Source organism: Amycolatopsis thailandensis, assembly GCF_002234405.1.
Lineage (GTDB): Bacteria > Actinomycetota > Actinomycetes > Mycobacteriales > Pseudonocardiaceae > Amycolatopsis > Amycolatopsis thailandensis.
Genome location: NZ_NMQT01000070.1, coordinates 20,423 through 45,572 on the forward strand (window position 1 = coordinate 20,423; position 25,150 = coordinate 45,572).

Here is a 25,150-nt window from a genome sequence, read left to right on the forward strand (position 1 = left end):
GATCGCGCACATATGAGCACCGTCCATATGAGCACAATCGTGTTCGTCACTGTCGTTCGACACCATGCCTCCGACGCGGAGCTCGCTCTCGCGCCGGTCAATGGTGAAGCTCTACTCACGCACACTGTGCGGGGGCTGCTCGCCCTGCCGGATCTCGATCTGGTGGTCGTAGCGGCCCCCGAGCGGTGTGCTGATTTGTTTTCGGCCGCTCTCAGCGGTTTCGATCAGCGATGCCGGATAGTACCCGGACAGTCACTCAAGCACGCATTCGACACCGTCGAATCGGAAATCGCCGGGAATCCGGTTCTCCTCGTGCACGACGCGTTGCGCGCTTTCACTCCCCCGGACACGGTCCGTGCCGTCGCGGACGCGGTCCGTGCGGGCTCCCCTTTCGTCGTCCCGGTACTGCCGATGGCGGACACCGTGAAGGTGACCGACGCGGCGAAGGTGATTACGGCAACCGAAGACCGCGCATCCCTGCGGACGGCCCAAACCCCGCTCGGCTTCACTCGTGAGACTTTTCTCTCGTATGCCGATAAACCGTCTCTCGACGGCGCGCACACCGTCGCCGGGCATCCGGATGCGATGCGCGTCACCACTTCGTTCGAACTGAAACTGGCCGAAGCCATCGCGGTGGCCGGAAAAGAGGAGATCCTTTGAGGATCGGCAACGGTGTCGACGTCCATCCGATCGAAGCGGGCCGCGAATGCTGGATCGCCGGCCTCCTCTGGCCCGGCGTCGACGGCTGCGCGGGCCACTCCGACGGCGACGTCGCGGCGCACGCGCTGTGCGACGCGTTGCTGTCCGCGGCCGGGCTCGGTGATCTCGGCGCGGTGTTCGGCACCGGCGATCCGCGGTGGGCGGGCAAGCACGGCGTCGAGTTCCTCGCCGAAGCGCGGCGCCTCGTCGAGGCGGGCGGCTGGACCGTCGGGAACGCGACCGTCCAGATCGTGGGCAACGCGCCGCGCGTCGGGAAACGCCGCGAAGAGGCGCAGAAGGTGCTCAGCGAAGCCGTCGGCGGGCCGGTGAGCGTGTCCGGGACGACGACCGACGGGCTCGGCCTGACCGGACGCGGCGAGGGCATCGCGGCGTTCGCGACGGCGTTACTGCTGCCCTCACAGGAATAGCCCGCGCCGGGAGCCGGTTCGAGCTGTCATGGCAGTCACACTTCCCGAACCGGTCCGCGCACTGGTGGACGGCAAGAACTTCGCGACCGTGGCCACCCTGGACGCCGACGGCGGCCCGCAGACCTCGGTCATCTGGGTGGGCCTCGACGACGGCGATCTGGTCTTCAGCGCCACCGAAGACAGGCTGAAGGTGCGGAACCTGCGTCGCGATCCTCGCGCGAGCGTGTCGATCACCGACGCCGACGACCCGTACCGGCACACGCAGCTGCGCGGCACGGTCACGATCACCCCGGACCCGGACAAGACGTTGCCGAAGACGCTCAGCCACAAGTACCTCGGCAAGGACTACCCGCCCGAAGGCCCGGAAGTCGAACGGGTGATCATCCGCCTGCGGGTCGATCGGATCGCCGGGAACGTCCGGTGATTAGGCTCTCGTCATGGGTGTGACTTTCAACGACGCGACCAAGAAACTCCTCGACGGCAACAACTTCCCGGTGCTGGCGACGCTCAACGCCGACGGCTCCGCGCAGACGTCCGTGCTGTGGGCGAAGCGGGACGGCGACACGATCGTCTTCGCGACCGTCCGGGGCCGTCTCAAGGAGCGGAACATGGCCAGGGACCCGCGGGTGTCCGTCTCGGTCTTCGAGCAGGAGAACCCGTACAACTACGTCGAGATCCGCGGGACCGTGGAGATGACCGACGAGGGCGGGCGCGAGCTGATCAACGAGCTCTCGCACAAGTACCTCGGCAAGGACTACCCGGACGAGCCGGCGGAGGTCGTCCGGGTGCTGGTCCGGATCACGCCCACCAAGATCACCGGCAACGCGGCCTGACCCCCGCCATGAAAGGTCCTTTCCTTGCAAAATTTGCAAGGAAAGGACCTTTCATCTCACACGCGAGGAGGGGCGAGGACCCCACGATCGTGGCTAATGTGGACCCCGTGACCTTTCGCGCTGTGTTGTTCGACTTCTCCGGCACGGTCTTCCGGCTCGAGCAGGACGAGACCTGGCTCGCCGACCTCACCGACCACGAGGGCGAGCGGCTCGACATCGAGGCCCAGACCGAACTGATGCGCCGGATGACCGCGCCGGTCGGCCAGGTCGTCGATCTCGACGAGGAGCACCTGCACGCCTGGCACAACCGCGACCGCGACCCGGTGCTCCACCGCAAGGTGTACCTGGAGGTCCTCAAGCAGTCCGGGGTGCCGCACGCCGACCAGGCCGTCGCGCTCTACACCCGGCTGATCGATCCCACCCAGTGGACGCCGTACCCGGACACCGAAGCCGTCCTCAAGAGCCTCTCCGGCAAGGACGTCCAGGTCGGGGTGCTGAGCAACATCGCCTTCGACATCCGGCCCGCATTCAGCCGCCGCGGCTGGGACGCCTTCGTCGACGAGTTCATCCTGTCGTTCGAGGTCGGCGCGGTGAAGCCGGAGCCGGAGATCTTCCGCACGGCGATCGAGCGGCTCGGCGTCGACCCGGCGGAGACGCTCATGGTCGGCGACAGCGAAGAGGCCGACGGCGCCGCACGCGAGATCGGCTGCGCGTTCGCGCTGGTAGAGCCGCTGCCGACGACCGAGCGGCCGGACGCTCTGCTCAGTGCCCTGCGCACCCATAACGTGCTGTAATACGGTCACTGCGACATCGCTCACGCCCACCCCGTACCCTTTTAGGGTGGCACTACACCTCTATGACACCGCGACCCGGAGCGTGCGGGAATTCCACCCCGCCCGTAGCGGAACGGCGTCCATGTACGTGTGTGGTGCCACCGTGCAGGGCATCCCGCATATCGGCCACGTCCGCGGCGCGCTGAACTACGACGTCCTCCGCCGCTGGCTCGTCCACAGTGGACTCGACGTGCTGATGGTCCGCAACGTCACCGACATCGACGACAAGATCCTCACCAAGGCCGCCGCGGCGGATCGTCCCTGGTGGGAGTGGGCCGCCACGCACGAGCGCGCCTTCGAGTCGGCGTATGAGTCGCTGGGCTGCCTGCCGCCTTCGATCGCCCCCCGGGCGACAGGGCACGTGACGCAGATGGTCGAGCTGATGCAGCGGCTGATCGACGGCGGGCACGCGTACGCCTCCGGCGGCGACGTGTACTTCTCGGTCAAGTCGTTCGACGGCTACGGCGACCTCTCCGGGCAGAAGCTCGACGAGGTCCAGCAGGGCGAGAGCCTCGGCGAAGGCAAGCGCGACGCGCGCGACTTCACGCTGTGGAAGGCCGCGAAGCCGGGCGAGCCGTCCTGGCCGACGCCGTGGGGCTCCGGTCGTCCCGGCTGGCACCTCGAATGCTCGGCGATGGCGACGGCGTACCTCGGCGCGGAGTTCGACATCCACGGCGGCGGCGTCGACCTGGTGTTCCCGCACCACGAGAACGAACGGGCCCAGTCCAACGCGGCGGGCGACGGGTTCGCGCGGTTCTGGCTGCACAACGCGTGGGTGACCATGTCCGGCGAGAAGATGTCGAAGTCGCTGGGCAACACCGTGTCGATCCCGGAGATGATCAAGAACTACCGGGCACCCGAACTGCGGTATTACCTGGTCCAGCCGCACTACCGGTCGACGATCGAGTACTCCGACGGGGCGCTCGCCGAGGCCGCGCAGGGCTACCGGCGGATCGAGCAGTTCCTCCGGCGCACCGCGGGCATCGCCGGCGCCGTGCACATCGGCGAGGTCCCGGCCGGGTTCGCCGCCGCGCTCGACGACGACCTGGCCACCCCGCAGGCGTTCGCAGTGCTGCACAACACGGTCCGGGACGGTAACGCGGCCCTGGACGCGGCCGACAATTCCAAGGCACTCGAAATCGCCGCCTCCGTGCGGGCGATGACCGACGTGCTCGGCCTCGACCCGCTCTCCGCGCGCTGGTCCGAGGCGGGCGGGAATGAGACGCCCACCCGGCAGGCGCTGTCCGATCTCGTGGAAGGGCTGCTGACCGAACGGCAGCAGGCCCGCGCGGACAAGGACTTCGCCCGTGCGGACGCCGCGCGTGACCGCCTCCAGCAGGCGGGCATCGTGGTGGAAGACACCCCGAACGGTCCACAGTGGACCGTCAAGGACGTCTGACACTTACTCGGTTTCTAGCTCAAGGATTCTCACTCATGGCAGGCAACTCCCGGCGCCAGGGCGCTATTCGCAAGCCCGGCACGAAGAAGGGTCAGGTCGTCGGCTCCGGCGGCCAGCGCCGGAAGGGCCTCGAAGGCAAGGGCCCGACCCCCAAGGCCGAGGACCGGCCGGGGCACAAGGCGTACCGCATCTCGAACGCGCGTGACCGCAAGGAACAGGCCCGGCAGAAGAAGGCCGACAAGCCGGAGCTGATCGCCGGGCGCAACCCGGTGGTCGAGGCGCTGCGCGCCGACGTTCCCGCCACCGCGCTGTACGTCGCGATCAACATCGAGATCGACGATCGCGTCAACGAGGCCGTCCGGCTCGCCGGTGACAAGGGCATCTCGATCCTGGAGATCCCGCGCGAGGAGCTCGACCGCAAGACCAACCGGGCCATGCACCAGGGCCTTGGTTTGCAGGTCCCGCCGTTCGAGTACGCCGACCCGCGCGACCTGATGGCGGTGGCGAAGGACTCGGGCCAGACCCCGCTGTTCGTCGCGCTCGACGGCGTCACCGACCCGCGCAACCTCGGCGCGGTGATCCGTTCGGCCGCCGCGTTCGGCGCGCAGGGCGTCCTCCTGCCGGAGCGGCGCAGCGCGGGTATGACCGCGGTCGCGTGGCGGACGTCGGCAGGCACCGCCGCCAAGCTGCCGATCGCCGTCGCGACCAACCTGACCCGTCAGCTGAAGGCGTGGAAGGACGAGGGCCTGATGGTCGTCGGCCTCGACGCGGACGGCTCGGTCGACATCGACGAACTCGACCTCGCGGCGGATCCGCTGGTCATCGTGCTCGGCTCGGAAGGCCGCGGCCTTTCCCGGCTCGTGCGCGAGACCTGCGACGCGACCGTGTCGATCCCGATGTCCGCCGGTGTCGAGTCGCTCAACGCGTCGGTCGCGGCCGGGGTGCTGCTGGCCGAGGTGGCTCGCCGCCGCCGTATCGCGGGACGTGTCTGACCCCGCACTTCGTCACACGGTGCGGGGTCCTCAGGCTAAGGTCACCAGCGGATAACGCGTAACCGCCCTGGGGGACCCCGCACCGATGTCGTTCATTTCGCCGCTGTTCCTGTGGTACTTCATGCCGGCGGTGCTGCTCGCCGTGCTGCTGTGCCCGCGCAGCTGGCGGAACGGCATCGTCGCGGTCGGCAGCCTGATCTTCTACGCCACCGGCGCCGGGCCGTACACGCTCGTGCTGCTCGGCTGCATGGTGGTCAACTTCCTGGCCGGGCCCGCGCTGGAGCCGAACGCGTGGGACCTGCAGAACAAGCGGCGCAAGCGGCTGCTGCTCGGGGTCATCGGCCTCAACGTCGGCATGCTGCTGATCTGGAAGTACGCGGGGTTCGCGACGCAGCAGATCGCGGCCGTGACGCACTGGTTCGGCGGCGGTTTCCCGGTGGCCGACCTGGTCATCCCGATCGGCATCTCGTTCTACACGTTCCACCACATCTCGTACGTGGTCGACATCTACCGAGGTGAACGCCGCGCGCTGCGCAACCCGGTGTCGTTCGCCGCGTACATCGCGATGTTCCCGCAGCTGGTGGCCGGGCCGATCGTGCGGTACCGCGAGATCGCCGACCAGCTGCCGCAGCAGCGGTCGCACCGCCTCGACGACATCGCCGCCGGTTTCCCGCGCTTCGCGCTCGGGCTGTGCAAGAAGACGATCATCGCGGACTCGCTCAGCCCGATGGTGGACGCCTGTTTCAACACGCCGCCGGATCAGATGACCTTCGCGATCGCCTGGCTAGGCGCGATCGGGTACACGCTTCAGCTGTTCTTCGACTTCTCCGGGTACTCCGACATGGCGATCGGGCTCGGGAGGATGCTCGGCTTCCGGCTCCCGGAGAACTTCGTGCGGCCGTATTCGTCGGTGACCATCACCGAGTTCTGGCGGCGCTGGCACATGTCGCTTTCGCGCTGGTTCCGCGACTACGTCTACATCCCGCTGGGCGGCAACCGCACCGGCGCCGGGCACACGTACCGGAACCTGTGCGTCGTGTTCGTGCTGACCGGGTTCTGGCACGGCGCGCAGTGGACGTTCCTGATCTGGGGCGTCTACCACGGCGCGCTGCTGATCGTGGAACGCGCTTTCGGCTACGACGTCACCCCGAAGACCCAAGCGGCCCGCATCGGCCGCCGCGCGCTGACGCTCGTGCTCGTGGTCTTCGGCTGGGTGTTCTTCCGCGCCAAGGACCTGCCGCACGCGCTCGGCATGATCGGGCACATGGTGCTGCCGGACTTCACCGGCCTCACCGACGTCGTCGAAAGCGCGGTGACCAACCAGCGGCTGCTCATCCTGCTTTGCGCGCTGGCGATCGTGTTCCTGCCCGCGCATCCGGTGACCGGGCCGCTGCTGGAGTCTTCGCGCAGCCGCCCCGCGACGGCGCTGCGGATCGGCGTGATGACCGTCGGGCTGGTGTACGCGGCCATCCTGATCGCGACCGGCACCTTCAGCCCGTTCCTGTACTACCAGTTCTGAGGGAGCCCGAGAATGACCGACCTGGCCCGCCAGCCCGGGGTGATCCCCTACGTCGACAACCACGACGGCCCGCGCCGCCTGCTGACCATCGACGTTCCTCCCATCAGCATGAACGCGGTGCGCCACTACGTGCCCTTCACCAGCATCGACGGCAGGCAGTACGTGGTTTCGTGGGGTTCGGTCACCTTCGAGATCCCCGCCGACCGGAACGTGCACGTCAGCGTGCATCTGCAGACCAACTACGCGTCCGGGCTGACCTCGACCCCGTACGCGTCGATCGTCCTGGCCCCGCACCCTTCGCCGATCAGGCTGGCCACTCGGTTCAGCAACGCGGAGGGCTCGCTCCTGCCGGTCGGCTAGCTTGGGCGCATGACCGACGGCTGGAAGCGGGATCGCCTCGGCTCTGCGCGGAGAGAACCCGACAGTGCTGCGGCGGCTGGAAGCGGGCTTCGCGGTGATCGGCGATACGCAGTTCCTCCCGGGCTACTGCGTCCTGCTCACCGATTCCCCCTCCGCCGGAAGGCTGACCGATCTGCCGCGGCCGCGACGGCTGGAGTTCCTGTCGGACTTGGAGCTGCTCGGCGAAGCGGTCGAAAACGTCTGCGCGCGAAGGGATCCCGGCTTCCGCCGGGTGAACCTGGAGATCCTCGGAAACACGGATCCGTTCCTTCACGCACACATCTGGCCGCGCTACGACTGGGAACCGGCGGACGTCGTCGGGCGGCCGGTCTGGCTCTATCCGGTCGAAAACTGGACTGCCGCGCTGGGCCCTCAGCAAGACTCACTGCGTTCGGAGCTGACGGAGGAGATCGACAGAGTGCGAGCCGCGTCGAGCACCAGCTGAGCGAACTCCTTGCCGCGCACCATCGGGAGGTAGTGCCCGGCCTTCGGGACGTTGATCAGCCTTCCGTCGGCGCAGGCGTCGAGAAAGCGGCGTTCGTGGCGGCGGAAGTGGTCGCGTGAGCCGTTGATCAGCCAGGTCGGCCCCGGATAGGTGCCGAGTTCCGCGAGCACGTCGAAGCCGGCGAGGGCCTTGGCGACGTCCGGGATCACCTCGGTCGCGATGCCGCCGCCGATCACGGCTTCGGCGAGCTTCGGCGGCAGCGCGGCCCGGAATTGACCGCGGCTGAGCCCTTCTCCCCGGTCCGGGAGCCGCATAAGGAGACGGTGCGCGAGGCGGAAGGGTGTCTCCAGCGTCTTGCCGGGCAGGTAGGTCGAGCCCGCGACGACGAGTCCGGCCACGCTTTCCGGATGTCTCGCGGCCGCGGCGATCGCGATGTACCCACCGAGGGAGTGCCCGACGACCAGGGCGGGCTCTTCGATCGCTCCGGCGACTGCGTCCACCGCGCCGTCCAGGGTGAAGCGTTCGCCCCGGCGGCTGCCGTGGCCTGGAAGATCGACCGCTTTCGCGGGACGGCCCAGCAGTTCGAGTTGTTCCGACCAGGCGGCACCGCTGAGCCGGATGCCGTGGACGAAGACGACGGGGACCATAAGCTACCTCCTGAATGCAACGCACCGTTGCGTTGCAAAGTACGCTCGCCTTGGACGCAACGCAACGGTGCGTTGTAATCTCGGGCCGTGAGCACGCAGAACGGTCCGCGCAAGGCCGAGGCGATCTTCGCCGCCACCCTCGAACTACTGGCCGAGCACGGCTACGACAAGCTCGCCATCGAGGCCGTCGCCACCCGGTCCGGCGTCAACAAGACGACGCTGTACCGATGGTGGCCATCCAAGGACGCGCTCCTGGCCGCGGCGCTGCGCGATTCGGGACTGTTCGCGCTCGACGCACCGGACACCGGCAGCCTGCGCGGCGATCTCCTCGCCGTGGCGACGCACATCCTCCGGCTGCTGACCTCCGAGCGCACCTCGCCCGCCGTCGTCGCGACCCTGACCGCCGGGCCACGCCGTCCGGAACTCGGTGAGGTCGCGCGGAGTTTCTTCGCCGATCGCATGGCGCGCGAGGAGCCGATCTTCGAACGCGCGGTCGCGAGGGGCGAACTGCGCGACGACGTCGATCCGGTGCTCGTGATGGATATGCTCGCGGGGGCGATCTGGTTCCGGCTGCTGCTGCGCGGCGGCGAAGCAGGCCCGAAATTTCTCGAAGAAGCCGTCGACACCGTGTTGAACGGAGCCGCGTGAAAATACCGCTGAAGATCGAATCCGAGCGGCTCGAAGATTATCTCGTCGCCGACACGGTGATCGATCACGATCATCCGCTGATCCGCGAAACGGCTGACGGACTGTCACCGACCGGCGGCACCGAAGTCGACGTGATTCGTTCGATGTTTCACTTCGTACGCGACGAGATCGCCCATACGGTGGACGCCGCCGATCCCCGGATCACCCTTATGGCCTCAGAGGTGCTAAGCGAGCGAGTCGGCCTCTGCTACGCGAAGGCCCATCTGCTGGCGGCTTTGCTGCGCAGTCAAGGCATCCCGGCCGGGTTCTGTTACCAGCGGATCGGCGTTCTGCACGGGCTCAACGGCGTGTACCTGGCTGGTCTGGACCGGTGGATCCGGCTCGACCCGAGGGGCAACAAAAACGGCGCGGACGCTCATTTTCCTTTCTTACAACAGAATTCCCCGGAGGACGAGCGGCTCGCGTGGACCCTGGACCCCGCCAAGGGCGAGATCGACTTTCCCACGGTCTACAGCACACCATCTTCGGCCGTCATCGAAACACTGTCGATGGCGACGCCCGGACCCGCTTGGTACGAGGGGATCCTTCCGCACTCTCCGTGAGCGGTTTTTCCGTGTTCCGGCGAAACCTCGGCAGCGAATAGGGTATAGCCGTGCGTTACGTTCGCTGTTGGTACCTTTCCCCCGAATTTCTTATTTCGACATTGTCACGATGCGCGTAGAGTAACTCCCCGCACTCGAACAGATACGCAATGCGTTCGTCCGTTCGAGTGCGGATCAAGGAGGTGAACCCCGTGCCCGCGGAAGCCGACCGGCTCCGCCGTACCCCACTGCAAGAGATCTTCTGGACCAGGACAAGCCTGTTGCTCACCGTTCTGGTCGTCGTCGCGGGCCTCAGCCTGTGGATCTCCAGCATGATGGATCCCGGCGCAGGAAAGACGCTGCTCACTTCACTGGGCACCGGCACCCTGATCTCCGCGGTGGTCGGCTTCGGTCAGACCCTGATCACCGCCACCGCGTCACAACGTGCGATGGTGACCCCGGTGATCGAGGAAAGCCGCCGTGCGCTGGAAGCGCTCAGTGCCGAATACCGTTCGCTCAACAAGGAATTCTTCCCCACCCACGTCTTCGAAGCGACCACCGAGCCGGATCCGATGTTCAACCGGATCCTCACCGAAGACCTCGACGTGACCCGGCACTACTTCTTCCGCGGGTTCTCCGGCAGGCATGCCGCGGCCCGTTTGCTGTTGTCCCGCACCGAAAGAGAGCTTCGCGTGGTCATCGCCGACCCGCGCGACGAAGGCGCTATCAGTGGCAGGGCGCGCTATCTCCTTCGCAGCGAAGAAGCGGGAATGGACTACGAGACGATCCAGGCCAGGCTCGACGACGAGATCAGCATCGGACTGGTCGGGCTGTTCCTGGCCCGCGGCCGCTGCTCGCTGGTGGACATCACCGTCGTCGCCGATCCGCCGCTGGACCGGCTCGAAGTGTTCGACGAGAGCGTCTGGGTGACCTTGTACAGCGACATCCGCGGCGCGACCACGCTGTATCCGCGAACACTGCGGTTCAGCGAAGGTTCCTTTCTGTACAACAAGGAACGCTCCGAGTTCCTGCGCGTGTCCCAGTCCCGTTCCGGACGGCACTTCCGGATCTCCACCACCACGACGAGGACGGATTTCCTCGCCCTGTACGAAAAGATCACCGGCTCTCCCCTTTCCGAAGAGAACTTCCTGGAACTGGAAGGGAAATTCCATGCCTTCCGGAAGGAGTTCACCGAACTAGCCGAGTTGAACCCCTGACCTCTCGGCGTCGCAGAGCACTAGATTTGAGGAGCTGATGTTGCTCACTCGCTTGTCCCCCCTCACCCGGCTCTCCGCGCTGCTCCGGACCACGGACCTGCCACTGGCGCAGCACTGGCAGATCGTCGACGAGATCTTCCGGGACTGGACCTCAAGACCCGACCTGCGCGACGACCTCCGCCGGCACCTGGATTCGCTGAGCCCGGACGAGGCGAGCGCGGTCCTCGAACGGTCCCGGGAGACCACCACCCATTTCGCCTGGTGCCTGCTCGACTGCCCGACAGATCCCTTTTCTGTCTGGTTGCACGAATACAAGGCACCGCAGGACTGGCGCGAGGGCTACGCCGATTCCGTGCACAACCACAGATATCACTTCTGCACCACGCTTCTCCGTGGCGACTACGTCCACGAGCGGTATTCGACCCTGCGCGACCAGATTTCCGGATTGATCACATCGGTTCGGTTACGACGTAGCACGCTGTGTCAGACGGGGTCGGTAGGCGTCATGTACGCGGACGAGTTCCATCGGATTCCCGAAGCCACCGAAGGGACTATGACGTTTTTGGTGAAATCACGCCCCGTAAGCGACTTCAGTCTCTCCTATGACCCGAAGACCGGAATAGGCCATCGTCACGTTCCGGTGGAGGTCCGATTGGGGGACCTGGCCGGACGCATCTAACTACACACCGCCGTCGAAGGCGCATACCATTACTCCACCCGTCTGTAAACGGGATCGGAGAGGTGTATGCGCGCGCGAAAGAGCACGATTCCTTCCCAGACCATCGACGCCGTCGAGCAGCGCGTCCGGCAACTTTGCTGGCGCTATGCGGACAAACTGCAGTTCCACGGCTGGCACCATGTGAGTTTCGTCCGGGCAAAGGCCGCGGGGTTCGCCGAGCACAACGGTGCGGATCGCACCGTCGTCGAGGTGGCGGCACTGGTGCACGACGTGAACTACATCGTGCTCCGGAACTCCCCCGCGGCCGCCGGACGAGACCTCCGCATGGGCATCCTGCGGGAATGCGGGGTCGAGGAAAGCGTCGCCCGGTGGATCGACGAACTCGTCGACGAAGCCGAAATGGCCACCAGAGGCCGGCACATCTCGCTCGAGGCCCAAGCCTTGAGCGACGCCGACACGCTGTTCAAGGCGCTGCCGGTGACGCCCGTCGTACTCGCCCACCGTTATCTGCGGGAGAACGGGTTGAGCCTCCGCGAGCTGGCGCACAAGATCGTCGGCGAACAACGCGACGTCCACGACAGCGGCTATTACTTCTACAACCCCAAGGCCGCGGAGAACTACTCCCGGTGGGCGCTGGCGAATCTTCAGTTGTGGCAATGCATCAAGGAGGCCGTCGACGATCCGACGGTGGTCGAACTCCTCGACGCGGTGCACGCCGTGGACGCCATGGACTTCGAAGCCGAGCCCGCGGCCTCGTAAGTGTCTCAGCGCTGTCCGTAGCCGCGGAGTTTCTCCACGACGTGCTCGATTTCGGCGGGCGGGAGCAGGTTCGGTGTTCCCGCCGCCCGTGCCGTAAGCCAGACCTGGCAGACCCATTCGAGCTGCCGCGCCCGGCTGTACGCGGAGTCGAGACTGTCGCCGAAGGTGGTGGTGCCGTGGTTGGCCAGCAGACAGCCCCGGCGGCCGTCCAAAGCCTCCAGCATGGCTTTGGCGAGTTCTTCGGTGCCGTACGTGGCGTAGGACGCGACACGGGCTGTCGGGCCGATCGCGGCGAGCATGTAGTGGATCGGCGGCACCTCGGTGACGAGGGTGGAGACGGCCGTGGCGTGCACGGAATGCGTGTGCACCACGGCCGAGATCGCCTCGCCGTCCGGATCCGCCGCCTGCCGGTATACCGCGAGGTGCATCGGGAGTTCGCTGGTGGGCTTGAGGGAACCGTCGACGACCTCGCCGTCGAGGCGGACCACCGGCACGTCCTCCGGCCGCAGGCCCGCGTAGCCGACCCCGGTCGGGGTCACCGCGATCAGCTCACCCTGCCTCGCGGAAAGGTTCCCGGACGTGCCGACCACGAGTCCGTCGGCGGTCATCCGGCGAGCGAATTCGCAGACCGCCAGGCGTTCTTTGGCCAGGATCACGATGGCTCAAGAAGGACGCGGGCCGGTTGGCTTGGCAGGAGCCGGTTTCGCTTCCGGCTTGGACGCCGCGGCCTCGGGTGCGGGTGCCAGCAGCTTGATGGCCTCCTGGACGGCGACGTCGGTGGCGGAAAGCCGATCGGCGACCTTCGACCGGAGTTCCAGCGCGAGCTTCCGGGCCTGCTGAGCCTCGGCTTGCTGGGTCTTCGCGTCGGTGAGGGCCTCCGCGACCTGCTCCTGCTTCGCGGCGATGTCCTCCGCCGAAGCCTTCTCCGACTTGGCGATCTTCTCGGCCGAGATCCGCTCGGCTTCCGCACGTTTGTCCGCCGAAACCCGGTCGGCCTCCGCGATCTTGTCCGAGGACGCCTTCTCCGCTTCCGCGCGACGGGCGGCCGAAGCCTCCTCGGCCTTCTTGTCCGCGGCGGCGCGGGTCCGGACGCTCTCCAGGTCCAGTTCCTTGCGCTTCTGCGCCGCCTCGGAGTTCAGCCGCTCGATCTCGGCCTTGGCGTCCGCGAGCAGTTTCTCCCGCTCGGCCTGCGCGTCCTTGGCAGCCTTGTCGCTCGTCCGCTGGGTCTCGTGGGCGTACTTGTCCGCTTCGGCCCGGGTCGACTTGGCGTCGGCGTCCGCGGCGGCCTTGAGGTCGGCGATCTCCTCCTCGGCGAGCTGCATCATCATCCGGACGCGTTCGGCCATCGCGCCGGCGCCGGACGGGCTCGAACTCATCCGTACGAGGGCGGCCTTGGTCTCGTCCAGTTCCTTCTGGGCGTGGCCGAGCGCCTTGGTGAGTTCACCGGCGGTCGCCACGGCCTCGTCGCGGTTGCGTGAGGCCTGCTTGAGTTCGGTCGACAGCTCGGCGAGCCGCTCGTCGACCTGACGCTTGTCGTAACCGCGGACAGCGCCCGCGAACTGGGACGATTTCGCTGAGGGCGCCTGAGGCGCCGTCTTCTCAGGAGCGACCATGGCGGACACCTTAATGAGCTTGGGCCCGTCAGGCAGTACCGCCAAACGGCTGCACTCGGCGTGCGGTGGGCCGGTCACATGGCATCCTGCATTGTTGACAGGTCGTAAGCAGGGGAGGCCCGGTTGGACATCTCGGCGATCCTCGATGACATCCGCGAGCACTGGCACGTCTACGCCACGATGCCCTTCATCGCCGCGCTCATCGGCTACATCACGAAACGCGTCGCCATCGAGATGATGTTCCGGCCGCTGGAGTTCGTCGGGATCAAGCCATTCCTCGGTTGGCAGGGGGTCATCCCGGCCAACTCGCGCCGGATGGCGACCACCGCCGTCGACCTGCTGACCAAGAACCTCGTCGATCCGCAGGAGATCTTCTCCCGGCTCGATCCCGACGAGGTCGTCAAGGAGCTGGAGGAGCCGCTCCTCAAGGCCGTCGAGGACGTCACCCGCGAGGTGATGGAGCAGTACCAGCCCCGGCTCTGGGAGCTGCTGCCGACGCGGGCGCAGCGGATGCTGGTCGACCAGGTCCGCGCGCAGGCGCCGAAGGTCGTCGCGCGGCTGATGCGCGAGGTGTCGACGAACATCGACGAGGTCCTCGACGTCAACGAGATGCTGATCAACGCGATGGTCCGGGACAAATCGCTGACCTGCCGCCTGATCAAGGAGGTCGCGACCCCGGAACTCCGCTTCATCGCCCGGTCCGGCATCTACTTCGGTTTCGTCATCGGCCTGGTCCAGTTCGTCGCGTGGGCGCTGACGAAGCAGCCGTTGATCATGCCGATCTTCGGTTTCGTCACGGGGTTCGTCACCGACTGGCTGGCCCTGAAGATGATCTTCTACCCACGTGAGCCTCGCCGGTTCCTGTTCTTCGGCTGGCAGGGCATGTTCCAGAAACGCCGCCAGGCCGTCGCCAAGGACTACGGCGCGCTGATCGCGGACGAGGTCCTCACCGTGCGGAACGTGATGGAGGCCGTGCTCACCGGGCCGAAATCGGACAAGCTGTTCGCGATGATCACCCGCGAGGTGCAACGGACCATCGACGCCCAGGCGAGCATCGCGAAACCGTTGGTGGCGCTGACCGTCGGCGGCGTGCAGTACCAGGAGATGAAGAAGGCCGCGGCGGAGAAGGCGATCGCGTACCTCCCCGAAACGGTGAAACACGTGGAGAGTTACGCCACTGACGCGCTCGACGTCCGCAACACCATCGTCACGAAGATGCAGCAGCTGACCCCGCTGGAGTTCGAGGGGATCCTGCGTCCCGCCTTCCAGCAGGACGAATGGAAGCTGATCGCGGTCGGCGCGGTGATCGGCGGGCTCGTGGGTGAACTTCAGGTCCTGCTACTCCTCCATTGAGGACAGGCGGATAGGTTCCCCTCAAGCGAGACGCGGGAGGGGCTCAAGTGGACGCCGTCATCGCCGACCTCGGCGAGCACTGGCCGGTGTACGTCAGCATGCCGTTCATCGCCGCCCTGATCGGCTACGTCACCAAACGCGTCGCCATCGAGATGATGTTCAAACCGGTGGAATTCGTCGGCGTCAAACCGTTCCTCGGCTGGCAGGGAGTGCTGCCGGCGAACGCCGAGCGGATGGCGGCCACCGCCACCGAGATGCTGACGAACAACCTCGTCGATCCGAAGGAGATCTTCGCCAGGCTCGATCCGGCGCAGGTCGCGAAGGAGATCGAACAACCGCTGCTGCGGATCGTCGAGGACGTCACCCGCGAGGTGATGGAGCAGTACCAGCCCAGACTATGGGAAGTACTGCCGAACACCGCCCAGCAGCTGCTGCTCAAACGAGTACAGGCCGAAGCGCCGCGCGCGATCACGAAGATCATGGGCGAGATCGCGGAGAACATCGAGGACGTCCTCGACCTCAAGCACATGGTCGTGACGAACCTCGTCCGCGACAAAGCCTTGCTGAACCGGCTGATCCGCGACATCTCGCGACCGGAGATGCGGTTCATCGCGCGGTCGGGGATCGTGTTCGGGTTCTCCCTCGGCTGCGTGCAACTGCTCGTCTGGGCGCTGACGAAGTCGCCGATCGTGCTGCCGCTGTTCGGCATCGGCATCGGCTGGTTCACCGACTGGATCGCCCTGAAGATGATCTTCCTGCCGCGCGAACCGAAACGGTTCTTCGGCTTCTACACCTGGCAAGGCGTGTTCCAGAGACGCAAAGACCAGGTCGCCGCCGACTACGGCGACATGATCGCGCGCGAGATCATCACCATCCCGAACCTCCTAGAGGCCGTGTTGAGCGGGCCGAAATCGGACAAGCTGTTCACGATGATCACCCGCGAGGTGCAACGGACCATCGACGCGCAGGCGAGCGTCGTCAAACCGTTCGTCGCGCTGGCCGTCGGGAGCAGGAAGTTCCAGGAGATGAAGCAGACGGCGGCGGCGAAAGCGGCGGCGCGGATCCCCGAGACGATCCGGCACGCGGAGAGCTACGCGGTCAACGCGCTCGACGTCCGGAACACCATTGTGGACAGAATGCGGCGGCTGAACCCGCTCGAATTCGAGCAGTTGCTGCGCCCCGCGTTCCGGCAGGACGAGTGGAAGCTGATCGCCGTCGGCGCGGTGATCGGCGGCCTTGTCGGTGAACTTCAGGTGCTTCTGCTGCTTCACTGACGGCCAGCCGATACGGTTCCCATCCCACCCGAGCGAGGAGGTCCCATGGACGCCGTCCTCGACGACCTCGCGCGGCACTGGTGGCTCTACGCCGCGATCCCGTTCATCGCCGCGCTGATCGGCTACGTCACCAAACGCGTCGCCATCGAGATGATGTTCAAACCGCTGGAGTTCGTCGGCGTCAAACCGTTCCTCGGCTGGCAGGGCGTGGTGCCCAAACACGGCGGACGGATGGCCGCCGTCGCGACCGAGCTGCTGACGTCGAACCTGTTGGACGTCAAAGAGGTCTTCCGCCGGATCGACCCGGCGATCATCACACGCGAGATCGAGCAGCCACTGTTGCGGGCCGTGGACGAAGTCGCCCGCGAAGTGCTCGAAAAGCACCATCCCAGGCTCTGGGAGGTCATGCCGACGATGGCGCAGGAACTGCTGATCAAGCAGGTCCAGGCGTCGACGCCGCGGCTGGTGCGCGAGTTCATGGAAGAGATGACCGAGAACCTCGACGAGGTGCTCGACTTCCAGCACATGACCGTGCAGCGGCTCACCAGGGACAAGAAGCTGCTCGTCCGGCTGATCCGCGAGACGTCGCGGCCGGAGATGGCGTTCATCGCGCGCACCGGGATCTACTTCGGCTTCGGGCTCGGTGTCGTGCAGGCGATCGTCTGGGCGGTGACGAAGGAGTCGTGGGTGCTGCCGATCTTCGGCGGCTGCATCGGGCTGTTCACCGACTGGCTGGCGATCAAGCTGATCTTCGTGCCGCGTGAGCCGGTGCGGGTCGGCCGGGTGATCCTGCAGGGCAAGTTCCAGCGGCGGCGGGCCGAGGTCGCGCACCAGTACGGCGAGATGATCGCGAACGAGATCCTCACCGTGCCGAACCTGCTCGACGCCGTCCTGCGCGGGCCGCGGTCGGATCGGCTGTACGCGCTGGTCGAGCGGCTTGTGGCCCACGCCGTCGACGAGCAGGCGAGCGTCGCGAAACCGATGGTCGCGATGGCCGTCGGCGGGCAGCGGCTCCAGGAGATCAAGCAGGCGGCCGCGCGGAAGGCGCTGGAGCGGCTGCCGCCGACGATCCGCCACGCCGAGGGCTACCTGACCGAGGCGATGGACGTCGCGAAGATCGTCGAGCGGCGGATGCTCGGGCTGACGCCGCTGGAGTTCGAGGGACTGCTGCGTCCGGCGTTCCGGCAGGACGAGTGGAAGCTCATCGCGGTCGGCGGCCTTATCGGCTTCCTGGTCGGGGAGCTCCAGGTCCTCCTCATGCTCCACTGACGCCCGGATCGCGTTTAGCGGGCTAAACGCGATCTGGGCGGGGCGGAAGTGAGGAGTTCTCACGTGAGGGAGACACGGGGTGATTACGGTGGAGGGGTGGCGTCCGAACCCCAGCAGCTGCCAGCCGTCCACGAGGCGTGGCTTCCGCGTGAGCACGCGTTGCACCGTCCCCGCCACGGTGGCAGGCAGCTGACCGCGCTGATCAGCGCGTTGCTGTTCTTCACCACCCCGGCCCTGCTGTGGGTGTTCGGCGTGCGCCCGGGCGAGATCGAGAACCACAAGCTCGCGAGCTTCCCCGGCCTGGACAAGGGCTGGGGCTTCTTCACCGACATGCCCGCCTGGGCCATCGACCAGCTGTCGTTCCGGCCGGGCGCGATCGCCGCCGCCGACGCGATCAGCCGCGGCGTCTTCGGCGAGGGCGCCCCGCTCGACCAGCCGCCACCGCAGCAGCAGGCGGGCCCGATCCCCGCGCCGCCGGCGCCCACGCCGTCCAAGACAGCGCCCACCCAGGGCCCGGTGCCGAACGCCGCGTCCGGCTATCGCCGCGTCGTGCAGGGTCGCGACGGCTGGCTGTACTACGGCTACGACGCCGACGCGAAATGCGATCCGTCCCGTCCGCTGCCCGAGACGATCGACAAGATCAACGAGCTGCGGCGCGCGGTCGAGCAGTCCGGGCGGCGGTTCGAACTCGTCGTCGCGCCGGACAAGTCGACGATGGTCCCGCAGTTCCTGCCCGACACCTACCCAGGCAAGGACTGCTCGCGGTCGGCCGAGGCGACCACCTGGCACCGGATGCTCAAGGACGCCCGCGCGATCGACCTGCGGCCCGAGCTGAAAGCGTCCGAGGGCCGGGTGCAGCGGCCGATCTACCCGTCGAACGACACGCACTGGGCCGACGAGGGCGCGCTGGTGATGACGCGCGCCATCGCGAACGCGATCAAACCGGGGGTCACGCGCACCTGGGTGAGCGTGCCGGTCGGCCAGTACGACACCGTCGCGGACCTGCCCCCGCTGATCAGCAAGCAGGGCACGAAGACGAACACGCTCTACAGCCTCCGCCCGGACGGCGTGGTCGAGCGCGCGGGCGAGCCGAACGGCGACATCGACAAGCCGGTGTACCGCACGGCGAGCCCGCTGATCGGGACAGTGGACGAGAAGATCCTGATCTACGGCGACTCGTTCACGAAGGCGTCTTCGCGGTATCTCTCGGGCGCGTTCACGAACTTGACGATGCTGGCGCACTTCACGCAGAAGACGTCGCAGGCCGAGGCCGTCGACGCTTTCGTGAACGCGAACGTCGTGGTCCTCGAAGCCGTGGAACGCAGTGTGGCCGGCGGCCAGCTCGCGTTCATCGATCCCGGTTTCCTCGAAGCGGTCAAGAAGGCGCTCGCCGAGCACCCGATCCGCTAGCGCAGGGCGGGTTGCGCGGTCGCCGTCGGCTCGACGCGGACCCGCGAACTCCGGCCGCGCAGCCACGCGATGAGGCGGCAGACCAGGTAGATCACGAACGAGATCGTCGTGACGAACGCGCTCACCGGCTTCCCTGGCGCGAGCGACAGGATGATCCCGCCGAGCGCCGCGATCTCCGCGAACACGATCGACAGCACGGTCGCCTTCCACGGGCTCGCCGTGACCCGCGCGGCCGCCGCGGCCGGGGTCACCATCAGCGACACCACGAGCAGCGCGCCGACGATCTGCACGCCGAGCGCGCTCGAAATCCCGACCAGCACCGCGAAGATGAGCGAAAGCAGCCGCACCGGGACACCACGCGCCGTCGCGACAGCGGGGTCGACCGTGGCGAACAGCAGCGGCCGGTAGATCACCGCGAGCACCACCAGGACGACGACCGAGGCGCCGACGAGCAGGTTCAGGTTGGTCGAGTCGATGGTGATGATCTGCCCGACGAGGATGCCGAACTTGTTGGCGCTGCGGCCTTCGTAGAACGACAGCAGCAGGACGCCCATGCCGAGGCCGAAGGCGAGGATCACGCCGATCACGGAGTCGCGTTCGGACTCGCGGCCGCCGAGGATCCCGATCAGCAGGGCGGCGATGACCGCGCCCGCGAGGCCGCCGAGTTCGACGCCGACACCGAGCAGCAGCGCGCCCGCCGCGCCGGTGAAGGCCAGTTCGGCGGTGCCGTGCACGGCGAACGACATCCGCCGCATGACCACCAGCGGGCCGAGCACGCCCGCGACCAGGCCGAGGACGGCGGCCGCGAGCAGCGCGGTCTGTACGAAGTCGAGGCCGAGAAGTTCGCCGGTCAGGGCGAAATCGAACATCTTGTCCACGGCGTTTATCCGAGAACCCGCGACCGCGATCGCGTCACCAGGGCGCGAGTTCGCGTCATCAAGCGCGTTGATTCACCAAGGCGCCCTGCCGCCCCGATCGCGGGGCCTCCGGCCGGGGCGGGTTCTGCGTGTGGTCCAAGCCGCACGGATGACCTCACTTCGTCTACCACTTGCGCTAAGAAACCTGTTCGTCGATGTGGTGGGGTTCGTCCTCGCACAGCGCGCTCTGCGCCCCGGCGACGTGGATCTGCCCGCCGACCTTGAGCACCTCGATCCGCGTGCCGTACAACTCGGACAGCGTCTCCGAGTTCATCACCTCGTCCGGCTTGCCGACCCGGAACTGGCCGTTCACCAGATACAGCACCCTGTCCACATAGGACAGGATCGGGTTGATCTCGTGGGTGACGAACAGGACGGCGGTGTCGGCCGAACGCCGCCGCTCGTCGATCAGCTCGCTGACCGCGCGCTGGTGGGCGAGGTCGAGGGAGAGCAGTGGCTCGTCGCAAAGCAGGACCTCGGGGTCCCCGACGAGCGACTGCGCGACGCGGAGCCGCTGCTGCTCGCCGCCGGAAAGCCGCCCCACCGGCTGTTTCGCGTACGCCTGGGCGCCGACGGCCTCGATCGCCCGCGCCACCAGCTGACGTCGCTTCGAAATCCCGAAGAGCCCGGTGCCCCACCGGTGCCCGTCCAGGCCGAGGCCGACCAGGTCCACCCCGCGCATCGTCAGGCCCTCGTCGAGGGCGCGCTGCTGCGGGATGTAGCCGATCCGCCGGTTCTGCCCGCCGGGGCGCCGCCCCGCGATCTCGACCGTGCCCTCGGGCAGTCCCTGCTGACCGAGCAGCACCTTGAGCAGGCTGCTCTTCCCGGAGCCGTTCGGCCCGAGGATCGCGAGGAACTCACCGGGCTCGACGTCGAGGTCGAGCCCGGACCAGAGGGTCCTGACCCCGAACGCGAGGCTCGCCCCGCGGACACGGACCGCGGGACGCGCCTCGGCAGGTACGGAGCTCACTACTTCAACGCTCCCGCCAGCGCGTCGACTGCCTTGGTCATCCATGCAATGTAGTCGGTCACACCCTGGGGAAGTGTTTCGGTGACGTCGACGACGGCGATCCCGGCGTTCTTGGCGTCGCCGACGACCTGCTGGGTGACCGGGGTGGTGGTCTGCGCGTTGTTGACCAGGGCCTTGACCTGCTTGCCGGAGATCAGCTGCTTGACCTCGTTGAGCGCGGCGGCGGGCACGTCCTGCTCGGCTTCCACGGCCGCGGCGAAGGCGGGCGGGGTCGCGTCGGTGACCTTGGCGCTTTCGAGCAGGTAGTGCGCGACGGGTTCGGTCGCGACGACCTTGCCCGAGGTGCCCAGCCCGGAGACCTTCTTCAGCAGTTCTTCGGTCTTGCCCTTGAACGCTGTCGCGTTGGCGGTGAAGGCGTCCTTCGACGCGGGCTGGATCTCGCCGAGCTTCGCGGCGACCTGGTCGGCGATCTTCTCGACGCCCGGCAGGCTGTACCAGACGTGCTCGTTCTCGTTGCCTGTCGCGGCGATGTCGACGGCGACCAGTTTCTGCGCGCCGGTGGCCTGGTCGGCGAGCTTGGAGAAGAACTCGTCATAGCCGCCGCCGTTGGACAGCGTCAGCTTCGCGTTCTTCGCGGCGATGGCGTCGCTCGCGGTGGTCTCGTAGGAGTGCGGGTCGGCCGAGGGGTCGTGGATGATCGAGGTGACCTCGACCTTGTCGCCGCCGACGGCGGTCACGACGCTGCCCCAGACGTCGGTCGAGGCGACGACCTTGATCTTCTCGCCGCCCGGGTCCGCGGCGGACGCGTTCTGCGAGCCGGAGCCCGTCGACGCCTTGTCACTCGACGCGCAAGCCGTCGCGCCCAGCGCGAGGACGGCCAGGGCCGACACGGCCGCGAAAACACTCTTGGTACGGCGGGAATTCATTTACTGCACTCCTGCGGATGCCCAGGCCAGGTGTCCCAGATGCCGGGTAATGGAAACCGTTGTCAGATTCAACTGTACCCCATACGGCTGACAGAACCCGCTGTCCAGGTGTGAGCTGTACCCAGGGTCACTCTGAATCGAGACCTGCCACACGTCGGGTGATGCTTCTGCAAAACGTTCTGAACCGTTACGGTTTGCGGATGGGCCGTCCTATCCGCACCAGGAGGCAGGCGACACTGGCGTCGTTGGCCGCAGAGCTCGGTGTGTCGAGGACCACCGTCTCCAACGCCTACAACCGACCCGACCAGCTGTCCCCTGAGCTGCGCCGCCGTGTTCTCGAGACCGCGCGGCGCCTCGGTTACCCGGGTCCGGACCCGGTGGCCCGGTCACTGCGGACGCGCAAGGCCGGCGCTGTCGGTCTTTTGCTCACCGAAAACCTCTCCTACGCTTTCCGCGACCCGGCCGCCGTCGGCGTGCTCGAAGGGCTCGCGCTGGCGTGCGAAGACGCGGGCGTCGGCCTGCACCTGGTCCCGGCGAGCCCGGGCAGGGAGGACGTCGCGGCCGTGCACCGCGCCGGTGTCGACGGTTTCGTCGTCTATTCGGTGCCCGACGACGACCCGCATCTGGGCGCCGTGCTGGAGCGCCCGGTGCCGACGGTGATAGTCGATCAGCCGCGCGTGGACGGCGTCGACCGGGTCGGCCCGGACGACGCGGCCGCGGTCACCGCCATGGCCGAACACCTCATCTCCCTGGGTCACCGCCAGATCGGCGTGCTGTGCATGCGGCTGGCCCGCGAGCGCAACGACGACTTCGTCTCCATCCAGCGGCAGAGCGCCGCGCACTTCCACGTCCAGCGGATCCGGCTGGAGGCGCTGGCCGCCGCGTTCTCGGCGGCCGGGGTCGACTGGGCGACGGTGCCGGTGGTCGAGCGCTTCGACCACACCGTGGACGACGGCGCGTCCGCCGCGCGCCAGCTTCTTGACGCGTATCCGCAGGTCACGGCCGTGATCTGCACTTCGGACATCCTCGCGCTCGGCGCGCTGGCCGAAGCGGAACGCCGCGGGCTGCGGGTGCCGCAGGATCTGACGGTCACCGGGTTCGACGGCATCACCGAGGCCGAACGCTCCGGGCTCACCACGGTCCACCAGCCGGTGCTCGAGAAGGGCAAGGCGGCGGGCAAGCTGCTGCTCAGCTCGGCCGACCGGGTCGGGCCGAAGGTCATCACCCTGCAGACGGAACTGCGGGTCGGCCGCACGTCGGCACCACCCCGAACGGCTGAGGAACGCTGGTTCGGGCCGTGATGTAACCCGTAAAGCGTTGCTCTGACCGGGTGTGTCCGTTCAAATGGTCACGTGACCTCCATTGACGTACTTCTCAAGCGAAACCAGGAGCTCGGCGACGTCACTCCTGGCGACCGTTCGTCCCCGAGGCCATCACTCCAGGTGGCGGTTTTGACCTGCATGGACGCCCGTATCCGGGTGTTCGAGATCTTCGGGTTGCTGCAGGGTGAGTCTCATGTCCTGCGCAACGCCGGCGGTGTCGTCACCGACGACATGATCCGCTCGCTCGCGCTGAGCCAGCGGAAGCTGGGCACGCGCGAGGTGCTGATCGTCCAGCACACCGAGTGCGGCCTCTCGATGGTGACCGAGGACGACTTCAAGGACGAGCTCGAAGAGGCCTCCGGACTGCGTCCGACGTGGGCCGTCGAGGCGTTCCGCGAGGTCGAGGACAGCGTGCGCCGGTCGGTGCAGCGAGTCCGGCGCAGCGACTTCCTCCCGCACACCGACAACGTGCGCGGCTTCGTCTACGACGTCAAGACGGGCCATCTGAGCGAAGTCGCCTGACGCTCGAAGTACGTGAAGGCCCCCTTCATTGCGCCTAGGTACGGGTCTCGGCGAAGTCGCCTCTCCGCTGGTCAAGGAGGTTGTGAAAGCCACTTTCGCAACGTTGAAGGTTGCGAAAGTGGCTTTCACAACACACCCTCCGACACCACCTACGCGCAGGTCGGTCCAGGTGGTCGTGAGTGGCGTTTCGGGTTAGAGCGGACCGGTATTTACCTACCCACTCCTGAACTGGGCGAGAGTGGTGGTTCCGCGGCTGACAGGCCGCGACGATGAAGGAATTGGGACGTTGAACGTCCCAATTCCTTCATCGTCGCCAAGGACGCCCGGTCTTGGACCTGTGGCAGATGAGGTGACGGGGGAAGATCCCGGACGTTCAACGTCCGGAACCTCCCCCCGTCGACCACACCGGCCCCAACACCGGCTTCACTCGACCGCCGATCATTCCAGTGGGTAGGCAAATACGGGTCCGCCAGAACCCGAAACGCCACTCACGACACCCGGTTACGCGACTTTGCCGGGACCCCTTGCGCCTAGGTACATGAAGGGGGCCTTCACGTACTTCCCTAAGCTGGCCGGGTGGGCGTCGACGCGGATGTACTGACCGGATGGTTCGACGAGGTGGGGCGCGACCTGCCCTGGCGTGAGCCGGAATGCACCGCCTGGGGCGTGCTGGTCAGCGAGATCATGTTGCAGCAGACACCGGTCGCGCGCGTCCAGCCGATCTGGCTCGAATGGATGGCGCGCTGGCCGGTTCCCTCGGCGCTGGCGGCGTCCTCACAGGGCGAGGTCGTCCGCGCCTGGGGCAAGCTCGGCTACCCGCGACGCGCGTTGCGGCTGCACGCGGCGGCCGCCGTCATCGCCGCCGAACACGGCGACGTCGTACCGTCCGATGTGGACACTCTGCTCGCGTTGCCGGGTATCGGCGCGTACACCGCGCGAGCGGTCGTGGCCTTCGCGTACGGCAAGCGGGCGCCGGTGGTCGACACGAACGTCCGGCGCGTGGTCGCCAGGGCGGTGCACGGCGCGGGCGACGCCGGGCCGCCGTCGAACACCCGCGACATGGCCGACGTCGAAGCGCTGCTGCCGCCGGAGGACGCGCCCGCCGCGAAACTCTCGGCGGCGCTGATGGAACTCGGCGCGCTCGTCTGCACCGCCCGTTCACCGCGGTGCGCGGACTGCCCGATCTACGACGACTGCGCCTGGCAGCACGCGGGCAAACCCGCCTACGCCGGCCCGGCGAAACAGGTCCAGAAGTTCGCCGGGACCGATCGCCAGGTGCGCGGGCTGCTGCTCGACGTCCTGCGCGGCAGCGAGGGCCCGGTCGAGAAGGCGCGGCTCGATCTCGTCTGGCAGGAGTCCGGGCAGCGTGACCGGTGCCTCGACTCGTTGCTGGTCGACGGCCTGCTCGAACAGACCGGCGACGGCCTCTTCGCTCTCCCTGGCGAACACTAACGCATTACGACAAAAGTTGGTCAATGGTTGTCATCGGCGCGATG

The 25,150-nt window shown here is 67.3% G+C and carries 28 protein-coding genes; 22 read left to right on the top strand and 6 right to left on the bottom strand.

Annotated elements, in window-relative coordinates; genetic code table 11:
* Positions 1–12 precede the first annotated feature (12 nt).
* The 10 genes from CFP71_RS19965 to CFP71_RS20010 all read left to right on the top strand — a co-directional run bounded on the left by CFP71_RS19965 (position 13) and on the right by CFP71_RS20010 (position 7,547).
* Positions 13–660 (top strand): IspD/TarI family cytidylyltransferase, encoded by a 648-nt coding sequence (locus CFP71_RS19965; protein WP_425266627.1) that lies wholly within the window; start codon positions 13–15, stop codon positions 658–660.
* Positions 657–1,127, top strand: coding sequence for a 2-C-methyl-D-erythritol 2,4-cyclodiphosphate synthase (gene ispF / locus CFP71_RS19970; protein WP_005165257.1), 471 nt, complete (start codon positions 657–659; stop codon positions 1,125–1,127). The genes CFP71_RS19965 and ispF overlap by 4 nt, the downstream gene beginning before the upstream one ends.
* Positions 1,128–1,155: 28 nt before the next feature.
* Positions 1,156–1,551 carry a PPOX class F420-dependent oxidoreductase gene (locus tag CFP71_RS19975; protein WP_093935381.1) on the top strand — a complete coding sequence of 132 codons (396 nt, stop codon included), beginning with the start codon at positions 1,156–1,158 and terminating at the stop codon, positions 1,549–1,551.
* Between the two features lie 13 nt (positions 1,552–1,564).
* The gene (locus tag CFP71_RS19980; RefSeq protein ID WP_020631992.1) at positions 1,565–1,960 is read left to right on the top strand and encodes a PPOX class F420-dependent oxidoreductase; all 396 of its coding nucleotides are present in this window, start codon (positions 1,565–1,567) and stop codon (positions 1,958–1,960) included.
* A 107-nt stretch (positions 1,961–2,067) separates the two neighbouring features.
* A complete protein-coding gene (locus CFP71_RS19985) occupies positions 2,068–2,754 on the top strand; it encodes an HAD family hydrolase (RefSeq protein WP_093935382.1) in 687 nt (228 codons plus the stop codon).
* 46 nt (positions 2,755–2,800) lie between these two features.
* Entirely contained in the window at positions 2,801–4,192 is a 1,392-nt protein-coding gene (gene cysS, locus CFP71_RS19990) for a cysteine--tRNA ligase (protein WP_093935383.1), read from the top strand.
* 35 nt (positions 4,193–4,227) lie between these two features.
* On the top strand, positions 4,228–5,184 hold the full coding sequence (rlmB, locus tag CFP71_RS19995; protein WP_093935384.1) for a 23S rRNA (guanosine(2251)-2'-O)-methyltransferase RlmB: 957 nt from the start codon (positions 4,228–4,230) through the stop codon (positions 5,182–5,184).
* Positions 5,185–5,269: 85 nt separating this feature from the next.
* Positions 5,270–6,703 carry an MBOAT family O-acyltransferase gene (locus CFP71_RS20000; protein ID WP_093935385.1) on the top strand — a complete coding sequence of 478 codons (1,434 nt, stop codon included), beginning with the start codon at positions 5,270–5,272 and terminating at the stop codon, positions 6,701–6,703.
* A gap of 12 nt (positions 6,704–6,715) precedes the next feature.
* Positions 6,716–7,063: a hypothetical protein gene (locus CFP71_RS20005; RefSeq protein WP_093935386.1), complete on the top strand. Its 348-nt coding sequence runs from the start codon at positions 6,716–6,718 to the stop codon at positions 7,061–7,063.
* Between the two features lie 64 nt (positions 7,064–7,127).
* The gene (locus CFP71_RS20010; RefSeq protein ID WP_208635991.1) at positions 7,128–7,547 is read left to right on the top strand and encodes an HIT family protein; all 420 of its coding nucleotides are present in this window, start codon (positions 7,128–7,130) and stop codon (positions 7,545–7,547) included.
* Here the strand turns inward: CFP71_RS20010 and CFP71_RS20015 are convergent.
* Positions 7,475–8,194, bottom strand: a complete 720-nt coding sequence (locus CFP71_RS20015) for an alpha/beta fold hydrolase (RefSeq protein WP_093935387.1) — start codon at positions 8,192–8,194, stop codon at positions 7,475–7,477. The two genes, CFP71_RS20010 and CFP71_RS20015, sit on opposite strands and share 73 nt — an antisense overlap.
* 87 nt (positions 8,195–8,281) lie before the next feature.
* Here CFP71_RS20015 and CFP71_RS20020 point away from each other — a divergent pair, with 87 nt between their 5' ends.
* From CFP71_RS20020 to CFP71_RS20040, 5 genes are all read left to right on the top strand, one after another.
* A complete protein-coding gene (locus tag CFP71_RS20020; RefSeq protein WP_093935388.1) occupies positions 8,282–8,842 on the top strand; it encodes a TetR/AcrR family transcriptional regulator in 561 nt (186 codons plus the stop codon).
* Positions 8,839–9,444 (top strand): transglutaminase-like domain-containing protein, encoded by a 606-nt coding sequence (locus CFP71_RS20025; RefSeq protein ID WP_093935389.1) that lies wholly within the window; start codon positions 8,839–8,841, stop codon positions 9,442–9,444. The genes CFP71_RS20020 and CFP71_RS20025 overlap by 4 nt, the downstream gene beginning before the upstream one ends.
* A 149-nt stretch (positions 9,445–9,593) precedes the next feature.
* Entirely contained in the window at positions 9,594–10,640 is a 1,047-nt protein-coding gene (locus CFP71_RS20030) for a hypothetical protein (RefSeq protein WP_208635992.1), read from the top strand.
* Positions 10,641–10,680: 40 nt separating this feature from the next.
* Positions 10,681–11,319, top strand: a complete 639-nt coding sequence (locus CFP71_RS20035; protein ID WP_093935423.1) for a hypothetical protein — start codon at positions 10,681–10,683, stop codon at positions 11,317–11,319.
* A gap of 66 nt (positions 11,320–11,385) precedes the next feature.
* Positions 11,386–12,078: an HD domain-containing protein gene (locus CFP71_RS20040; RefSeq protein ID WP_093935390.1), complete on the top strand. Its 693-nt coding sequence runs from the start codon at positions 11,386–11,388 to the stop codon at positions 12,076–12,078.
* A 5-nt stretch (positions 12,079–12,083) separates the two neighbouring features.
* Here CFP71_RS20040 and CFP71_RS20045 read toward each other — a convergent pair whose 3' ends face one another.
* The gene (locus CFP71_RS20045; RefSeq protein WP_093935391.1) at positions 12,084–12,734 is read right to left on the bottom strand and encodes a class II aldolase/adducin family protein; all 651 of its coding nucleotides are present in this window, start codon (positions 12,732–12,734) and stop codon (positions 12,084–12,086) included.
* Positions 12,735–12,740: 6 nt separating this feature from the next.
* A complete protein-coding gene (locus CFP71_RS20050; protein WP_093935392.1) occupies positions 12,741–13,691 on the bottom strand; it encodes a coiled-coil domain-containing protein in 951 nt (316 codons plus the stop codon).
* 123 nt (positions 13,692–13,814) lie between these two features.
* Here CFP71_RS20050 and CFP71_RS20055 point away from each other — a divergent pair, with 123 nt between their 5' ends.
* The 4 genes from CFP71_RS20055 (at position 13,815) to CFP71_RS20070 (ending at position 18,997) form a co-directional block, all read left to right on the top strand.
* On the top strand, positions 13,815–15,044 hold the full coding sequence (locus CFP71_RS20055; protein WP_093935393.1) for a DUF445 domain-containing protein: 1,230 nt from the start codon (positions 13,815–13,817) through the stop codon (positions 15,042–15,044).
* A gap of 47 nt (positions 15,045–15,091) precedes the next feature.
* Positions 15,092–16,318, top strand: a complete 1,227-nt coding sequence (locus CFP71_RS20060; protein ID WP_093935394.1) for a DUF445 domain-containing protein — start codon at positions 15,092–15,094, stop codon at positions 16,316–16,318.
* A gap of 45 nt (positions 16,319–16,363) precedes the next feature.
* The gene (locus CFP71_RS20065) at positions 16,364–17,587 is read left to right on the top strand and encodes a DUF445 domain-containing protein (RefSeq protein ID WP_093935395.1); all 1,224 of its coding nucleotides are present in this window, start codon (positions 16,364–16,366) and stop codon (positions 17,585–17,587) included.
* A gap of 96 nt (positions 17,588–17,683) precedes the next feature.
* Complete coding sequence (locus tag CFP71_RS20070; RefSeq protein ID WP_093935396.1) at positions 17,684–18,997, top strand: alginate O-acetyltransferase AlgX-related protein; 1,314 nt, start codon at positions 17,684–17,686, stop codon at positions 18,995–18,997.
* Here CFP71_RS20070 and CFP71_RS20075 read toward each other — a convergent pair.
* From CFP71_RS20075 to CFP71_RS20085, 3 genes are all read right to left on the bottom strand, one after another.
* Positions 18,994–19,875: a metal ABC transporter permease gene (locus CFP71_RS20075; RefSeq protein WP_093935397.1), complete on the bottom strand. Its 882-nt coding sequence runs from the start codon at positions 19,873–19,875 to the stop codon at positions 18,994–18,996. The two genes, CFP71_RS20070 and CFP71_RS20075, sit on opposite strands and share 4 nt — an antisense overlap.
* Before the next feature lie 175 nt (positions 19,876–20,050).
* Positions 20,051–20,884 carry a metal ABC transporter ATP-binding protein gene (locus CFP71_RS20080; RefSeq protein ID WP_093935398.1) on the bottom strand — a complete coding sequence of 278 codons (834 nt, stop codon included), beginning with the start codon at positions 20,882–20,884 and terminating at the stop codon, positions 20,051–20,053.
* Entirely contained in the window at positions 20,884–21,810 is a 927-nt protein-coding gene (locus CFP71_RS20085) for a metal ABC transporter solute-binding protein, Zn/Mn family (RefSeq protein ID WP_093935399.1), read from the bottom strand. The genes CFP71_RS20080 and CFP71_RS20085 overlap by 1 nt, the downstream gene beginning before the upstream one ends.
* A gap of 200 nt (positions 21,811–22,010) precedes the next feature.
* Between CFP71_RS20085 and CFP71_RS20090 the strand changes: the two genes are divergently transcribed.
* The 3 genes from CFP71_RS20090 to CFP71_RS20100 all read left to right on the top strand — a co-directional run bounded on the left by CFP71_RS20090 (position 22,011) and on the right by CFP71_RS20100 (position 25,106).
* Positions 22,011–23,111, top strand: a complete 1,101-nt coding sequence (locus tag CFP71_RS20090) for a LacI family DNA-binding transcriptional regulator (protein WP_005165317.1) — start codon at positions 22,011–22,013, stop codon at positions 23,109–23,111.
* A 51-nt stretch (positions 23,112–23,162) separates the two neighbouring features.
* Positions 23,163–23,654 (top strand): beta-class carbonic anhydrase, encoded by a 492-nt coding sequence (locus CFP71_RS20095; protein ID WP_093935400.1) that lies wholly within the window; start codon positions 23,163–23,165, stop codon positions 23,652–23,654.
* 576 nt (positions 23,655–24,230) lie between these two features.
* Positions 24,231–25,106, top strand: coding sequence for an HhH-GPD family protein (locus tag CFP71_RS20100; protein ID WP_093935401.1), 876 nt, complete (start codon positions 24,231–24,233; stop codon positions 25,104–25,106).
* Positions 25,107–25,150 lie beyond the last annotated feature (44 nt).

Excerpts from the sequence above, each read along its gene's own strand:
- CFP71_RS19965 (WP_425266627.1), top strand. The coding sequence starts at position 13 with ATGAGCACCGTCCATATGAGCACAATCGTGTTCGTCACTGTCGTTCGA.
- CFP71_RS19975 (WP_093935381.1), top strand. The coding sequence starts at position 1,156 with ATGGCAGTCACACTTCCCGAACCGGTCCGCGCACTGGTGGACGGCAAG.
- CFP71_RS19980 (WP_020631992.1), top strand. The coding sequence starts at position 1,565 with ATGGGTGTGACTTTCAACGACGCGACCAAGAAACTCCTCGACGGCAAC.
- rlmB (WP_093935384.1), top strand. The coding sequence starts at position 4,228 with ATGGCAGGCAACTCCCGGCGCCAGGGCGCTATTCGCAAGCCCGGCACG.
- CFP71_RS20000 (WP_093935385.1), top strand. The coding sequence starts at position 5,270 with ATGTCGTTCATTTCGCCGCTGTTCCTGTGGTACTTCATGCCGGCGGTG.
- CFP71_RS20005 (WP_093935386.1), top strand. The coding sequence starts at position 6,716 with ATGACCGACCTGGCCCGCCAGCCCGGGGTGATCCCCTACGTCGACAAC.
- CFP71_RS20015 (WP_093935387.1), bottom strand. The coding sequence starts at position 8,194 with ATGGTCCCCGTCGTCTTCGTCCACGGCATCCGGCTCAGCGGTGCCGCC.
- CFP71_RS20030 (WP_208635992.1), top strand. The coding sequence starts at position 9,594 with ATGCGTTCGTCCGTTCGAGTGCGGATCAAGGAGGTGAACCCCGTGCCC.
- CFP71_RS20040 (WP_093935390.1), top strand. The coding sequence starts at position 11,386 with ATGCGCGCGCGAAAGAGCACGATTCCTTCCCAGACCATCGACGCCGTC.
- CFP71_RS20050 (WP_093935392.1), bottom strand. The coding sequence starts at position 13,691 with ATGGTCGCTCCTGAGAAGACGGCGCCTCAGGCGCCCTCAGCGAAATCG.
- CFP71_RS20065 (WP_093935395.1), top strand. The coding sequence starts at position 16,364 with ATGGACGCCGTCCTCGACGACCTCGCGCGGCACTGGTGGCTCTACGCC.
- CFP71_RS20085 (WP_093935399.1), bottom strand. The coding sequence starts at position 21,810 with ATGAATTCCCGCCGTACCAAGAGTGTTTTCGCGGCCGTGTCGGCCCTG.
- CFP71_RS20090 (WP_005165317.1), top strand. The coding sequence starts at position 22,011 with ATGGGCCGTCCTATCCGCACCAGGAGGCAGGCGACACTGGCGTCGTTG.